16 protein-coding genes are annotated in these 15002 nt (G+C 63.3%); 4 read left to right on the top strand and 12 right to left on the bottom strand.

The features are described from left to right. The 10 genes from H2LOC_RS05090 to H2LOC_RS05045 form a co-directional block, all read right to left on the bottom strand. Positions 1-282, bottom strand: coding sequence for a hypothetical protein (locus H2LOC_RS05090; RefSeq protein WP_136495397.1), 282 nt, complete (start codon positions 280-282; stop codon positions 1-3). Between the two features lie 153 nt (positions 283-435). Next, entirely contained in the window at positions 436-651 is a 216-nt protein-coding gene (locus tag H2LOC_RS05085) for a type II toxin-antitoxin system Phd/YefM family antitoxin (protein ID WP_136495396.1), read from the bottom strand. A gap of 211 nt (positions 652-862) precedes the next feature. Beyond that, positions 863-1777: a hypothetical protein gene (locus H2LOC_RS05080; protein ID WP_136495395.1), complete on the bottom strand. Its 915-nt coding sequence runs from the start codon at positions 1775-1777 to the stop codon at positions 863-865. 13 nt (positions 1778-1790) lie between these two features. Then, entirely contained in the window at positions 1791-2345 is a 555-nt protein-coding gene (locus H2LOC_RS05075; RefSeq protein WP_202620525.1) for a hypothetical protein, read from the bottom strand. Between the two features lie 333 nt (positions 2346-2678). Then, entirely contained in the window at positions 2679-4277 is a 1599-nt protein-coding gene (gene guaA, locus H2LOC_RS05070; RefSeq protein WP_136495394.1) for a glutamine-hydrolyzing GMP synthase, read from the bottom strand. Between the two features lie 154 nt (positions 4278-4431). After that, positions 4432-5733, bottom strand: coding sequence for an RsmB/NOP family class I SAM-dependent RNA methyltransferase (locus H2LOC_RS05065; protein WP_136495393.1), 1302 nt, complete (start codon positions 5731-5733; stop codon positions 4432-4434). Positions 5734-5902: 169 nt separating this feature from the next. Next, positions 5903-6742, bottom strand: coding sequence for an energy transducer TonB family protein (locus tag H2LOC_RS05060; protein ID WP_136495392.1), 840 nt, complete (start codon positions 6740-6742; stop codon positions 5903-5905). Further along, a complete protein-coding gene (locus H2LOC_RS05055; protein ID WP_246206992.1) occupies positions 6739-7188 on the bottom strand; it encodes an ExbD/TolR family protein in 450 nt (149 codons plus the stop codon). The genes H2LOC_RS05060 and H2LOC_RS05055 overlap by 4 nt, the downstream gene beginning before the upstream one ends. After that, on the bottom strand, positions 7189-7836 hold the full coding sequence (locus tag H2LOC_RS05050) for a MotA/TolQ/ExbB proton channel family protein (RefSeq protein ID WP_136495391.1): 648 nt from the start codon (positions 7834-7836) through the stop codon (positions 7189-7191). A gap of 121 nt (positions 7837-7957) precedes the next feature. Beyond that, positions 7958-10531, bottom strand: a complete 2574-nt coding sequence (locus H2LOC_RS05045) for a TonB-dependent receptor (RefSeq protein WP_136495390.1) — start codon at positions 10529-10531, stop codon at positions 7958-7960. Between the two features lie 212 nt (positions 10532-10743). Here H2LOC_RS05045 and H2LOC_RS05040 point away from each other — a divergent pair, with 212 nt between their 5' ends. The 4 genes from H2LOC_RS05040 to H2LOC_RS05030 all read left to right on the top strand — a co-directional run bounded on the left by H2LOC_RS05040 (position 10744) and on the right by H2LOC_RS05030 (position 12408). Next, a complete protein-coding gene (locus tag H2LOC_RS05040) occupies positions 10744-11460 on the top strand; it encodes a phosphatase PAP2 family protein (RefSeq protein WP_136495389.1) in 717 nt (238 codons plus the stop codon). A gap of 141 nt (positions 11461-11601) precedes the next feature. Then, a complete protein-coding gene (locus H2LOC_RS21480) occupies positions 11602-11739 on the top strand; it encodes a hypothetical protein (protein WP_202620524.1) in 138 nt (45 codons plus the stop codon). Positions 11740-11819: 80 nt separating this feature from the next. Further along, on the top strand, positions 11820-11963 hold the full coding sequence (locus H2LOC_RS21640; RefSeq protein WP_154331578.1) for a hypothetical protein: 144 nt from the start codon (positions 11820-11822) through the stop codon (positions 11961-11963). Between the two features lie 46 nt (positions 11964-12009). Further along, a complete protein-coding gene (locus H2LOC_RS05030; RefSeq protein ID WP_136495388.1) occupies positions 12010-12408 on the top strand; it encodes a DUF930 domain-containing protein in 399 nt (132 codons plus the stop codon). A gap of 10 nt (positions 12409-12418) precedes the next feature. Here the strand turns inward: H2LOC_RS05030 and H2LOC_RS05025 are convergent, their stop codons facing one another. Both H2LOC_RS05025 and H2LOC_RS05020 read right to left on the bottom strand, forming a co-directional pair. Then, on the bottom strand, positions 12419-13411 hold the full coding sequence (locus tag H2LOC_RS05025) for a fructose-bisphosphatase class II family protein (RefSeq protein ID WP_136495387.1): 993 nt from the start codon (positions 13409-13411) through the stop codon (positions 12419-12421). 106 nt (positions 13412-13517) lie between these two features. Further along, on the bottom strand, positions 13518-14828 hold the full coding sequence (locus tag H2LOC_RS05020; protein ID WP_136495386.1) for a homoserine dehydrogenase: 1311 nt from the start codon (positions 14826-14828) through the stop codon (positions 13518-13520). Positions 14829-15002: the final 174 nt, after the last annotated feature.

The following is a 15002-nucleotide window of genomic DNA, read 5'->3' as shown; positions in this document are numbered from 1 at the left end:
TCACCGCCCGGACATCAGCGCCCGCACCGCCTCGACAGACCAGTCAATGGGATCGACTTCGCCGAAAGGCGCCAGAGCCGCGTCTTCTTCCGCGGGATTGCGTCCCTTTGCCAGCGCTTCGGCCTGCGCGAGGATGGCGGCCAAGCGGTCTGGATCGGCCGCTTTCAAGGGAACAAGAAGCCCGATCGTGCGGTCGCCCGACTTTACCGCGGTCGGCCCCGGCAAGGCGCCAATCGTCTCGCCTGAGATTTTCTGCAAATCGCGAATGCTGAGATGGGTCATGAAGGTTACATATAGGGGTAGGTATCAGGAAGGTAAAGCCTGGACCTTGGACTAATGACATGAGTTAGCAGCAGCTCCGATACGACATTGGTGTCCAGCAGGAACATCAGGTGAAGTCGGCCAGCCGCGCGCTCTCGCGCGAGCGGGGGAACTCTACCTCATATCCTCAACGCCCGGGGAAAATCCGAGCTCGTCGAGAATGTTGACTTGGCGATATTGGCCGGCCAGCCGCTGATACTCGTCGTAAGTCAGCAAGACATGCGCGGGGCGCCCCCGTTCGGTGATGATGACCGGGCCGCTTTCGCTGGCGCGCTTCGCACGGCCGAGATCCTGATTGACTTCACGGGTCGATAAGGTTGTGACAGCCATCGAGAATCCGCCTTCTGGTTGAACAATTTGTAGTTACACGTTACTACAAGTGCGCCGCACGGGCAATTCTGTAGTTGCGGCGCTCTGCAGGTAGGACATGATGACACTAGCGCTGGTCGAATGATAAGCCATGCAGCGACTTTCGCCACGATCCAGAAAATACAGTCAAAGCTTTCTACTTCCCCCTGTAGCGTTTATGCATTCTGGTAATCTAGGCAAGTCTCAGTCCGTATTTCTGTCGTGTGTTGACAGGTGTGCGGACATAGTCCGCAGACGAGGCACCGAGCAATGCGATGGCTAAACGGCAGATCAGCGCTTGCATCTCAATTATCAGATTCCGGTTTGTACCCAAGCCGTGGATATTAAAGCCGAGGGGCTCACCCATGAAGAGGGCTTCGTGGATCGTTTCATTTCGCAGGGAAGCAACCTCAGGGGCAATCGAGGCGATTTTATTGGCCCAAGCCGGAACCGGCATCGAGAATTGGTCGCACATCCAGGCAACGCGATCTTCGTGACGCACGGAGCCAGTCTTCCCGAGTAGTGACTTGGCCAGTGCAAAGCAGGCATCGAACGCCGTGTAGAGCATAAGAAATTCCTCGAACTGCAGATGCCGAGGATTTTGTGCCAGAAAAAAAGCATGAATGACGGCACAAAACAGCTTTGCTCGTCGCGGCGTGGCTTTGTGGGCAATCCAGAAATTTTCCGCAAGTTTGATACCATTGGAAAGGCTTTCGCCCACAAGCACAAAATCGACTAGCTTGCCGGGTTGGATTGGCGTGCAATCCAGAAAACCCGCTTCAGTCGAAGTCAGTCGCATCCCAGTGAGGAAGGATACTGCCCACAAATGGAAAATAAGTTGGTTGTCGCTGTGTGCTGATTGGTGGGTGATGACATGAGTCTTGGGCAGGCCGAAGACCCTGGCCGCATAAGGGCGCTCGCTTATGCCGCCGCCGAGATGGCGAACCCGTTGTGGCGGCGCATATATCCAACCGTTGTCAATGCCGGCGTCGGCTTCAACCCGCGCGACGACCTCTGCAAGATCGGGTGAAGATTTCAGTGTCACCGGCCCCACGACGAGGTCAAGCGGTCTAGGATAATAGCCAAAAGGAAAGCTGAGCGCACTCATGCCGAGCCGCCAATCAATGATGATCTATCGATGGCTCGCTGGGGCTATCGTAGCGCGGCAAGCAATCGGCCAATTCACCTTGTAGCGGGATGGCATAAGAATCAGCCAGAGCGGAAATCTGATAAGCAACGGATTTGCGTAGCGCCTTCAGAGCGGTTTCAAAGGCCCGCCAGTCGGGGTCTCTACTATCACAGCGCAGGGTCGTGAGATTATATTGCTCGACCGTGTCGAAGAAATGCCGGATAGTTTTTCCCAGCGCCGCAATTACAGAATCCAGTGGACCTCCTGCTGCGCACTTCCCTCGTAAACTTGTCAGCCGATATCGAAGATCATCCAGAGACCCCCGAACTCGATCAGGGAACTCTGCGTTGAAGCAAGCCCATAAAGCTCGACGGTCTTCAATAAGGGAGATTATCTCGCGTGCCACCACTGGCGCCATCTGGTTGGAACGAAGTAACTCGATGCTGCGCGACCACCCCTGCTGACGCACCTCAGCGATCATTACCTCATGATCATGCTTCCAGCGGCGAAGTTGCTCGGCACTAAACCCTTCGGCGTCTTTATCCACTATATCGCCGCATTCACGGCAAAGCCAAATCCCGTTTGACCCCGATTTGCGCTCTGCCTCGCTTTGGGTGGAGTCATAACGAGGGCCGCCGCTGGCTGCCGCGCAGATGTGGGCTGCGTGTCCCGTCCCGAGACCGCGATCCCTCCCGGATCTTGGTCCCGCGGTCAGTCGCAGACATTGCGGATTAGAGCAGAAATGAGCAGCGCGTAGAGCTAGCTCGCGCTTTACTGATTGGGTGAAGTCATCACGAGTCATCATGTCTTCTTGAATGCAATTGGATAGAGGTGGCGCAATCGTCGGCGTGAGTTACGTGAACCGGCGAACCGCTCCCCCTCACTCCCACTCAATCGTCCCCGGGGGTTTGCTCGTCACATCGTACACCACCCGGTTCACGCCCTTGACCTCATTGATGATGCGGGTGGCGGCGCGGCCCAAAAAATTCATGTCGAAGGGGAAGAAATCCGCGGTCATGCCGTCGGTGCTGGTCACCGCGCGCAGGGCGCAGACATAATCATAGGTGCGGCCGTCGCCCATCACGCCCACGCTGCGCACCGGCAGCAGCGCCGCAAAGGCCTGCCAGATCTCGTCGTACAGCCCGGCCTTGCGGATTTCGTCGAGATAGACCGCGTCCGCCTTGCGCAAGATATCCAGCTTTTCGCGCGTGACCTTGCCGGGGCAGCGGATGGCGAGGCCCGGTCCGGGGAAGGGGTGGCGGCCGACAAAGGCCTCCGGCAGGCCAAGCTCGCGGCCGAGCGCGCGCACCTCGTCCTTGAACAATTCGCGCAAGGGCTCGACCAGCGCCATATTCATGCGCTCGGGCAGGCCGCCGACATTGTGATGCGATTTGATCGTGACCGAAGGCCCGCCGGTAAAGGACACGCTCTCGATCACATCGGGGTAGAGCGTGCCCTGGGCCAGGAATTTGGGCGCGCCGCGCTGGTCCTGCGCGATCTTCTTGGCCTCGGCCTCGAAGGTCTCGATGAAGAGCCGGCCGATGGTCTTGCGCTTGACCTCGGGGTCTTCGACGCCCTCCAGCGCATCCAAAAACAGATCCTGCGCTTCGACATGGTGGAGCGGGATATTGTAGTGGTCGCGGAACAGGGTGACGACTTCCTCGGCCTCGCCCTGCCGCAACATGCCGTGATCGACGAAGACGCAGGTGAGGGCGTCGCCGATCGCCTCATGGATCAGCACCGCGGCGACGGCGCTGTCGACGCCGCCGGAAAGCCCGCACAAAACCCGCCCGTCGCCGACCTGGGCGCGAATGGCCTTGATCGCCTCCTGGCGGAAGGCGGCCATGGTCCAATCGGATTTGAGCCCCGCGACCTTATGCACGAAATTGGAGATCAGCTTCGCGCCGTCGGGCGTATGCACCACCTCGAGATGGAACTGCACGCCGTAATAGCGCCGGGCCTCGTCGGCGATCGCGGCCATGGGCGCGTTTTCGGATTGCGCGATGACCTCGAAACCCTCGGGCAGGCGGGTCACGCGGTCGCCATGGCTCATCCAGACCGGATATTTCTTGCCCTGGTCCCAAACGCCGTCGAAGAGGGCGCTCGGGGCGATCGCCTCGACGTCGGCGCGGCCGAATTCGCGGTGGTGCCCGGCCTCGACCCTGCCACCGAGCTGCTCCGCGAGAAGCTGCTCGCCATAGCAGATGGCGAGGATCGGAACGCCCGAGTCGAAGATCGCCTGCGGCGCGCGGGGCGAGCCCTCGTCGGTGACGGAGCAGGGGCCGCCCGAAAGGATCACCGCCTTGGGCCTCACCTCGGCAAAGGCTTTTTCGGCGCTCTGGAACGGCGCGATCTCGCAATAGACCCCCGCTTCGCGCACGCGGCGGGCGATCAACTGGGTCACTTGCGAACCAAAATCGACGATCAGCGTCTTGTCGTGGCGGTCGGCGATCTGTTGATGGAAGTCCTCGGCGTTCATGGCCCGTCCCGTTGAAGTGTTTTCGAGCGAAGTGGATACCGGTTCGCGTGAAGAAAACACGATTGGTCTAGGAATCCTGGAGGCTTTCCGGGAACCGGAAAGACTCCATGGCGCCGCGGGGCGCCGCAAATTGAAGCCTGCCTGAACGGCAGTACTAGACAACATCGCCTTTTTGAAGCGCGGCGACGAAAAAGCCGTCCGTTCCAGAGGTCAGCGGCGAAAAGCGCAATCCGACGCCATGAGGCGAGGCGAAGCGCGCCAGCTCCGGCAGGCCGCCTTTTTCCGCCACATCGCTGGCGGGCAGGGCTGAGAAGGCCGGGTGCGCGCCCAGAAACGCGCTTATCTGGTCTTCGTTTTCTTCCCTCAGCAGCGAACAGGTGACGTAAACGATGCGACCCTTTGGCTTCACGAAGCGGACCGCCTGGTCGAGCAGCTCGCGCTGGTCCTGTTGGCGTTGCTCCAGCGCGCCGGGGGCGAGCCGCCATTTGGCGTCGGGGTGCCGGCGCCAGGTTCCGGTTCCGGTGCAGGGGGCGTCGATGAGGACGATGTCGCAGCGCCCTTCGAGATCGGTCAGCACATCGGCCTTGCCGCGGGGCGCCCGCACCTGGACATTGCGCACGCCGGCGCGCTCCAGCCGCTCGTGGATCGGCGCCAGCCGGCGGCCGTCGTCGTCGAAAGCGTAGATCTGGCCGCGGTTGTGGGTTTGCGCCGCCAGAGCCAGCGTCTTGCCGCCGCCGCCTGCGCAAAGATCGAGGATCTGGGCGCCGGGTTCGGCTCCGCAAAGCAGGGCGGCGAGCTGCGAGCCTTCGTCCTGGGTCTCGACGAGACCCTTGATGAAAGCGGTTTCCGCCGCCAGCGCCGGCCCGCGTCCGTCGGCGCCGGGCAGGATGCGAAGGCCAAAGGGCGACAGCGGCGTGGGCGCAGCGCCGAGATGGGCGAGCTTCGCCATAGCCTGATCGCGCGAGGCCTTGATGATGTTGACGCGCAAATCCACCGGGGCGCGCGCCGAAAGCGCCGCGCCTTCCGCCGCGGCCTCAGATCCAAACGCGGCTTCGAGCTTTTCGCCCAGCCATTCGGGATAATCGCCGCGCACATGGGCCGGAGCGCCGTCGAGCGTTCCCTGTTCCAGCCGCTCGCGCTCCTGCAGCGTCAGCGGGGCGGGGGCATGGCCTTCTCCGGAAAACAACAATCCGACGCCCTCGGGCGAAAGGCCGCGGGCCTCGCGCAGAGCGCCGATCATGACCGCGCGGGCGCTGTTCTCGCCCATGACGAAAGCGCTCGAGGCGCGCTTTCTGAGGGCGTCGAACACGAGGCTGGAAATCGCCGCGCGGTCCTTGGAGCCCGCAAAGCGGTGAGAAAGCCCCCATTCCTTGATGACGTCGCCCGCCGGACGCCGGTTGTCGGCGAGCTTTTCCAAAATCTCGATGGCGGCGGAAACCTGGGCGGCGGGGGTCATGGGGCCTTTTTGGTCTGTGAACAGGAGCGACGGGCGCCAGCGCCCTCTTTGGAGGGAAGCTGTGTCACAGAGCCGGGCCGAAAAGCAACAGCATGGGCGACAAAGATTTGACCGGCGGCCGAGGTCGCCCGCCGGTCTCGCGCGTATCCCTGCCGAAGAGAGACGCGCGTCAGCGTTTCACGTCGAATTTTATCGTCGTGCGTCCCTGGAAGCGGCCGAGCGGCGGCGGGGGTGCGACCGTCGCGTCCATCATCGCCAGCGCCGCGTGGTCGAGTTCCGGGCTGCCTGTCGACCGTTCGAGGCGGCGTTCGACGATATGGCCGTCGGCGCCGACCGTAAAGACGATGGCGGCCGTGCCGGTGACGCCGGCCTTTTTCGCCAGCCGCGGATAGAACATGTGCTTCTGGATCTCCACCAGGACCTTGGAGCCGTAGCGCGCCCGCGCTGCGCTGGAAGGGGCGTTCTTTCCGTCGGCCGCTCCCGCGCGCTCCGCCGCCGCTGCGGCGGCGGCCGCCTCTGCTTCGGCGCTCGCGGTCTGGCGAACAGCGGCGGTTTTTTCCGTCGGGGTTTCGTCGGGCGTCTGGGGCAGTTCGAGCTTGGCGAGCTGGACCTTGGGCTTCAGGGTCGGGTTGAGGGGGTCTTCCTCGCGCTGCTTGGTCTCCGCCAGGGTCACCGCGTCGGGAGCGACTGTCTGCGGCTTTTCCAGCGCGAGCGGGTTTTCGGCCTGCTGCTGCGTTTTGGGCGCCGCCTCGGCCTGCGCCTGCGCCGCTGCCTGGGTCACGTCGCTTTGCGCGTTTTCCAGCTGTTCTTCTGGAGTGGACTCCGCCTGCGCCAAGGGGGCGGCGTCGCCTTCCTGTACATAAGAGACGTCATGGGAGTCATAGGCCGCCGAGGGCGGATCGCCCGCCAGCAGAAAGACGCCGACGAGGGCGGCGTGGGCGGACAAGGCGGAGCCTACCGCGGCAGGGCGCAGCCAGGCGGGGCGCAGGCCGGGGGGCGAAGCGCTCACTTGCCCGCCCCCTTGGCTTCCTTGGCCGGAGCCTCCCGCTTGGACAGAATGGCGATATGAGTCAGGCCGTGAGAGGAGAGCCGATCCATGAGCGCCACCATATCGCCGATGGCCGCATCCTTGTCGCCGCGCAAATGGATCACATGGGCGAGGTCGCCGTTGACCTTGGCGCGCACAGCGTCGACGAGCCGATCCAGCGGGACCTCATCCGCGTTGAGCATCAATTTGCCGCCCTTGGCGATGGTGATGACCACCGGCTCTTTGGGATTGAGCGGCTTGGCGCTGTGCGCCTGCGGCAGATCGACCTTCATGCCGGCCGCCATCATCGGCGCCGTGACCATGAAGATGATCAGCAGCACCAGCATCACGTCCACGAGCGGCGTGACGTTGATTTCGGCGAGCGGCTGGAAGCCGCCCGTCGCACGCTTTCCGACGGACATTCCCATCTAGGCGGCCTCCGCCAACGGAGCAGGCGCCGCCGGGGCTTCCGCCGCGACGAAGGAAATGGCCTTTTCCTCGACGAAGTCGCCGAGAGACTCGCCGGTGTGAGCCAGCGAGCCGCCGAGTCGGTTGAAGGCGAAACCGGCGGGAATGGCCGCGGCGAGGCCGAAAGCGGTGGCGGCCAGCGCCTCGGCGATGCCGGGAGCCACCACCGCGAGGCTGGTGTCCTGCGATTCCGCGATGCCGGCGAAGCTGGTCATGATGCCCCAGACCGTCCCGAACAGGCCGACGAAGGGCGCAAGCGAGGAGACGATCGCGAGATTGGGGAGGCCGCCTTCGGTCGCGACGAGAACCTTGCGCGCGGCGCGGCCCATGGTCTCGACGATGCGGGCGCGGCGCTCGCCGACGCTCTCTCCCGGCACCCGCAGGCTTTGGGCGCGACGGCCTTCGGCGATGACCGGCGCGAGCAGATCGCTTTCGCCTTTCTCATGCGCTTCGGCGATGGCGCCGCGCAGGCGGCGGATGAGGATGATTTCCTCGATGATGATCGCCCAGCACCACAGCGAAGCCGCAGCGAGCAACATCATGACGAATTTTCCGACCGGCCCCGCCTGCATGAACAGCGCGACGGGATTGATAGTTAAACCTTCCATGAACTCAGACCTTGAATTTTTGGGGAGCGCGCGAGCACGGCGTGCTTACGCCGGAATTTTGACAGGGCTGTAACCAGACCGCGCCGGCCCACGCGAGCGGGCCGGCGGCGGGAGACCGAGGTCAGAAGCTGACCTTGACGCCGCCGTAGATGTAACGGCCGGCCTGGGAGGTGTAGGTGAAGGGCGCGCCCGACGTGAACTTGTTGTTGCCGCCGATCGACGGGTTCAGATAGCCGACCGGACTTCCGCCGATGTCGGTCAGACCGTGGTTGTCGAACAGGTTGGTCACGCCGAATTTGAACTCGACCTTGTTGTGGAAGCCGACCTGCGAGAAATAATCGGTGCGGTAGCCGAGGACGAGATCGGTGGTGTGATAGGCGGGGATATGGTTCACCGCCGGGTTGGTCAGAGCGATCGTCCCGAGATTGCCCCACCAATAGGCTTCGTTTCCGGAGGTGCCGTAGAGGTCGCCGGTGACCTTGTGCATGATCGAGCCGAAGATGTCGCCATTGTCGTAGATGAAGCCGGTGGCGGCCGTGTAACGCGGCGCGCCGCCGACCTCGAGCCCGGCGAACTGGCCGTTCAGGAAGCGCGCGTTGCCGTAGGCGCCGCTGGCGTAGAAGGCGAGCCCCTGGATGATCTTGTAGGTGCCCTCGGCTTCAATGCCGCGATAACGCGCCGAGCCGCCGTTCTGGTAGGTGGTCAGGCCCGTGGTGTCGGTATAGGTGACCGGGAAGTTGTTGGCCGTAATCTGATAGACGTCGATGTCGCCGGTGAAGTCCCCGGACTTGTAGACGGCGCCGAGCTGATAATTGGTCGTGGTCTGCGGCTGGATGTTGTCCATGCCGGGGTTGAACACGTAGTAGGCCGATACTGTCGGCGCGAGGAAGCCGCGCGAAGCCTGCCCGTAGACGGTGACTTCAGGCGTGATCTTGTAGCGCGCCGCAAAGAACGGCATGCCCGCGCGATAGGTGTTCTCGTAATATTGAGGCGAGATGGTGGTCTGGTTGATGCGCGCCGTCTGATTGCGCGTGAAGGCTTCGAATTTATAACCGGGCGTGATGCTCAGATTTTCGATCGGCCGCCATTCATATTCGATGAACGGCTGCACGTTCTGGGTGTGCGAACCGAGATCGATCTTATAGGCGCCCTGATAGGCGCCGAGCAGCGAAGTGGCGTAGTAGGGGTAGGTTACGCCCGTCGTATAGTTGATATATTCCTGCAGGCGCCAGTTGTCGCCGCGCTCCCACCATACGCCTGTGCGCAGCGTGCCGCTGGCGTAGCCCGCCTCGATGTCGCGCGTCGCGTCGAATATATTGCCCCAGACGCGATAATCGTTGTTCTTGACGTAGCCGGTGATGTCGCCGACGGGGACGTTGAAGCCCTGCTTCGTCGATCCGCCCAGAAGAAGCGGGATCTTGACGCTGGTTATAGTGTCGGCGCCGCCGATCAGATATGACAGGCCTTCCGTCGCCGTGTTGGCCGGGTTGTTCTGCAGCGACGGATACCAATAGGCGTAGGTGTAGGCGGTGTCCTTGAAGCGAATGCCGAAATATTCGGCTTTCGCAGTGATATACTCCATGTCGGTCTGTTTTTCGGAGTTGTTGTAACCGACATATTGCGCCGTGAACGGGTTTGGCCCGAGCGCCGCATAGGTTGGGCCGCCCAGGAAATACTGCTGCACGCCGGGCGTATTGCCGCCGTCGTAATGTTCGCGGCCGTAATTGGCGAAGCCCGTTATGTTGATATCGCCGAACTGGCGGTCGGCCTTCAGCAGCCACTGGTTGGTTTCGACGCTGTTGTATTGCAGCGCGCCGGCGGTTTCGGCGTGGTAATACTGCATGAGGGCGCGCACGCCGGTCGCCTCGTCGAGGCCCGATTGCAGCGTAGCCGCGCTGACGAGCGTGCTGAAATTGCCGTAGTAGGACTCGAGGCTCCCGCCGAAATGATCCTTCAACTCCAGGGACTGGAGCGCCAGCGTGCCGCCGAAGGTGGCGTAGCCGACCTGAGACGCCGCGCCCGGGCCGCGGTCCAGCGTGACCTTGCCGAGGAACTGCGCCGGAAAATACGCGGCCGAATGGTGCGTCGGGTCGTTCAGGTCTCCGAACGGAATGCCGTCGAAGGTGATGTTGTACTGACCGTCCTGAAAGCCGCGCCAGCCGCCCTTGGCGTCGCCGAGCGGGCCGTTGGGATTGTTGGAGTAGAAGCCCGGCGTATATTTCACGGCTTCGTTGTAGTCGCCGCTGGGAACGACGACGTCGCGCAGGATCTTGTCCGAGACGACGGAGGCCGGCTCGAAGGAATTGAGAGGCGCCTGCGAGGGCGAGAGCGCCGGCGCGCTGCCGGGCGGCGCATTCGTGCCGATGGCGGCGTCCGAAGAGATCGGCAGGCCGGCTCCGGCGCCCGCTGCCACGACGGGGCTCGGCGCCGTCGGGCGCTGCGATACGACCCGGGCCGGCGCGTGCGAGCGCACCGGGGCCGAATGCGCGACGACGACCGGGTGGGGCTCCGCATGGTGGACGACATGGGGAGCCGGCTTCGGTTTCGCCTTCGGCTTGGCTTGACGGGCGACGACTTTGACTTCGCCGATGTCGGCCTGGGCGAAGGCCTGATCGAAGGTCGGCAGCATAGCCGCAGCCGAGACGACTAGGCTCATCGCGGCGAGCGAAGGCCCGCCGATCCAAGTTTTATGCATGGTTGTTTATCCCCGAAAGCGACCCAGGCAGGGCGCGAGCGTTGCTTTAGCGGGGGCGTAAGGGCCTAATTTAACAGTTTATTTACAGCGGGAGCCGGCGGCCATAGTTTTGGAAAAACTATGGCAAAATTGCCACAGTTTGGTCGCTGTTATGCGTACGACACATAATTCTGGTCGCTGACAGGCAAATTCAGCCACTGGAGCGTCTGCCTATGCGAGCCTTTGAAGTCTTTTTCTCGGCACTGACCAGCCTCGTCCTGTTCTGCGGGGCGCCGGCGCAAGCGCGGGAGGCCAATTTCGTTTCCCCCGACCAGCTCGGCCTAGCGGCTATGCTTCCCGATCCGCCGGCGGACGGGGCGGACGCCACCAAGGCGGAACTGGCCGAACTGCATCGTTTGGAAGGCGCGCGCACGGAGGCTGAGATCGCGAGCGCCCGTTTCGACGAGGAAAACGAAAACATCTTCGCGTTCAAATCCGTGCTCGGCGATTCGTTCACGATGGAGAATCTGCCCTTGACCGCGGCGCTCGGCGTGCGGGTCAAGAACGACGAAGGGCTGGACACGGCCCTGGCCAAAGCCGCCTTTCATCGGGTGAGGCCGTATAATTTCGACAAGACGCTTCATCCCGTCTGCAAGACCAAAGACAAGGCGGACGCCTATCCGAGCGGCCACGCGACCTCCGGCTACCTGTTCGCGCTGACCCTCGTCGACATGGTTCCCGAAAAACGCGAGCAATTGCTGGCCCGCGCAAGCGATTACGCCCACAATCGCTTGATCTGCGGGGTGCATTACGCGAGCGATCTGGAGGCGAGCAAACTCGCCGCCTATGCGCTCCATGCGCAGATGTCGCTCAGCGCTCAATATCGGAGCGAACTCGCGGCGGCGCGCGCCGAACTGAGGCAGAAGCTGGGCTTCGAACCGGCGCGCTGATCCTTGAAGAATCAAATGTCTGAACTGTTTCTGAGCCGCCGATGGCGCGCCTTTGCGATTCCGTCGGATCGGGAAGCGCGCTAAAACGAAGCCGTGCGAAAACGAAACGAGCCTTTCGTGACGCGTTTTTCAGGAGGCCATATGAAACTGTTCAGCCCGATCGCGTTGCTGTTGCTTCTCGCCTTGGGAGCCTGCGCCACGCAGCCCGCTCCCGATCTCACGCCTCCGCCCCGCAAGCCCGCCGACGCCAAGACGCAGCTGGAGTCCGGGCGGCAGTAAAAGCGCGCGCCGACGCCGCGAGGAGCGTCGGCCGCTGACAGCGGCCCCGCGGACGCCGCTTTTCGCGGGAGGCCGAAAAGATGCACAGCCACGATTATGACGAGGAAGATCTTCCCTGGGCGAGAGCCGTCGGCGCTCGCGATGCGCCGCAAAGGCGCATGAGAGACGCCACATGGGCGCCACGTTCTCTGCGCAAAGGCGGACAGCGATGGGGCGGCGGATGATGAGATCGATTCCGGCCCTTGCGCATATCGAAAAAACGTCGAGGCTATGAGACTTAAAATTGCTTTCCCCGCCGCAGTCGCCGTCGCTCACGCTTTCTTCACATCGGCTTTCGCTTTTGATGCAAGGACGGCCAAGGGACTTCTTCGCCTCGATCCGAACATGCGGCTCGAACAAGTCTGCGATCTCGCGGCGATGGAGCGGATCGGAAAAGAGTCCGCTGAATTTCATCCCGATCGGGCGAAAAGCGACGTAATCACGCCTCCAAATCATCTCGGGAACATATTGAAGGCGGACGGCGCCGCTTTCAGGAGCGGGCGCAAATGGCGCCGGTTTTCGTTCACGTGTCGAGCCACCGAAGACCACATGAAGGTGATTGCGTTCGATTACAGTATCGGAGAGCTCATTCCTGAATCCAAATGGGATGATTACGGCCTGTGGCGATAGGCCGGGCCGCTCAATCCTGAAGCCGGTCGGCGCGGTGCTCGGCGCGGATGCGCCGCACCGTGCCGGTGAAGGAATGATAGACGACGGTCTCGGTGGAGATCGTCGCCTTCTCGAAAACCACCCCGTCCAGCAACGGTCCTTCGGTCACGCCGGTGGCGCAGAGAATCACGTCGCCGCTGGCGAGCTCCGCCATGTCATATTTGCGGAACGGGTCCTCGATTCCTATTCTGGCGGCGCTGGCGAGCTTTTCGCTGTTGTCGATCACGAGACGCCCCTGCATCTGGCCGCCGACGCAGCGCAGGGCGCCTGCCGCCAGCACGCCCTCACGGGCGCCGCCGCGGCCGAGATAAATATCGACGCCGGTCTTCTGCGGCTGGGCGGTGAAAATCGCTCCGGCGACGTCGCCGTCGGAAATCAGCCTGACGCTCGCTCCCGCCTCCCGGCATTTGGCGATCAGATCCGCATGACGCGGGCGATCGAGGACGCAGACGGTGATTTCGCTGCTGGCGACGTTCTTTTCCCGCGCGAGAGCTTCTATGTTCTGGCTGGGCTCGCGGTCGAGATCGACGAGCCCGGGAGGATAGCCGGGCCCGATGGCGATCTTGTCCATGTAGACATCGGGGACCCGCAGAAACGAACCTTCCTTCGCCATAGCGATCACTGAAATCGCCCCCGGCATGTCTTTCGCGCAGAGGGTCGAGCCTTCGAGAGCGGCTACTGCGAGGTCAAGCCGCGCGCCGCCGCCGGCGCCGACGGTCTCGCCGGGGCCGAGCGAGGAGGGCAGGGAGCCGTGGTCGTTCTCTCCGATCACCACCGTCGCCTGTATCGGCAGGCGATCGAGCTCGGCTCTCATCGCACGGGCGGCCGCCCGGTCTGCAGCCATTTCGTCTCCGCGCCCGCGCAGCCGCGCCGCCGCCACCGCGCCTCGTTCAGTGACGCGGGCCAGCGCCAGCGCAAGGAACCGCTCAATCGACTGGTCTTCGGCGAAGGCTTTTTGAATCAAGGCGTTCTCCCTGCCGATTCAGGCCGATAGGGCGACGGGCGGAACCGTTCTATGGCGGAGCCGCCCTACTTCCCCCTCAAAGGGACCCGACCAAACCCATCGGCCGCTATTCCCGCTCGATGCGGATGACCTGCGCCGGGGTCTTGACGGCGCCGTCACGATGGATGGCTTCGAGCGCCTCTCTCACCAGATGCTCGCTGGTCGCGTGAGTGATGAGGATGACCCCGACGGGTGCGCCATCCTCCCGGCCGGCGCCGCGCTTTCCGCCATGCTGCATGATGCTCTCCAGCGAAATGCCGCGTTCGGCCATTCGCGTCGCGATCCCGGCGAAGGCGCCCGGAACGTCGGGTACGGAGAGGCGGATGTAATAGCCGCCTTCGTGGCGGCGCATCGGTGCGCGCACCAGCTCCAAAAGCCCCTCCGCCGGCACGCCGAAGGGGGCCGATCTCACGCCGCGCGCAATGTCGGCGATGTCGGCCACGACGGCCGAAGCGGTGGCGTCGCCGCCGGCGCCCGGTCCCACCAGCGTCAGTTCGTTCACGGCGTCGGCGTCGATCGTCACGGCGTTCAGCACGCCCATGACCTCGGCGATCGGAGTGGATTTGCGCACCATGGTCGGATGGACCCGCTGCTCCACGCCGTCGGCGGTGCGCTGGGCGACGCCCAGCAGCTTGATGCGGAAGCCGAGCTCCGCCGCCGCCTCGATGTCGGCGAGAGTCACCCGCTCGATGCCTTCTATGTCTATGGCGTCGGGCTCGATTTTCACGCCGAAGGCCAGCGAGGCGAGAATGGAGAGCTTGTGCGCCGTGTCGAAGCCGCCGATGTCGAAGGTCGGGTCCGCCTCGGCGTAGCCGAGCTTCTGGGCCTCGGAGAGGCATTGTTCGAACGAGAGTCCTTCCCGCTCCATGCGGGAGAGGATGTAATTGCAGGTGCCGTTGAGGATGCCGTAGACGCGGCGGATGGAGTTCCCCGCCAGTCCCTCGCGAAGGGTTTTGACGATGGGTATGCCGCCGGCGACCGAAGCCTCGAAGGCCAGCGCGGCATGTTTTTGCTCGGCCAGGGCCGCAAGCTCCACGCCATGGGCGGCGAGCAGCGCCTTATTGGCGGTGACGACCGATTTTCCATGCGTCAGGGCGGTTTCGACGCTGGCGCGCGCAGGCCCCTCCGCGCCGCCGATCAGCTCGACGAAAAGGTCGATCGCCGGCGAGGCGGCGAGCGCGGACGGATCGGTGAAAAACTGACAGCCGCTGAGGTCGGCGTCGCGCTCCTTGCCCGGGTCGCGCGCCGAAAAGGCCGTCACGATGATTTTTCGACCCGTGCGCGAAGCCAGAGCTTCGCTTTGTCTTGCGAGCAGGCGCGCAACCGCTGCGCCGACCGTGCCGACCCCGGCGATGCCGACGCGCAATGTTTCCGACATGGCGATCTTTCGTATGGAAATCTTCTCGACCGGCCGGAAGGGGCGCGGCAGGCAGCTTTTTGCCCGATTTTCACGGAGCGATCAAGAAACCCGCACGAAGGCTCGAAAACCGCCGCTTTGCGCTCCCTCGATTTTTAAAGCTGCGCCTTGCCGGGGATTTGAGCCATCATAGTT

Origin of the sequence: Methylocystis heyeri, assembly GCF_004802635.2 — a bacterium.
GTDB classification, from domain to species: Bacteria; Pseudomonadota; Alphaproteobacteria; order Rhizobiales; family Beijerinckiaceae; genus Methylocystis; species Methylocystis heyeri.
This window is presented reverse-complemented; position numbering and strand designations above follow the sequence as displayed.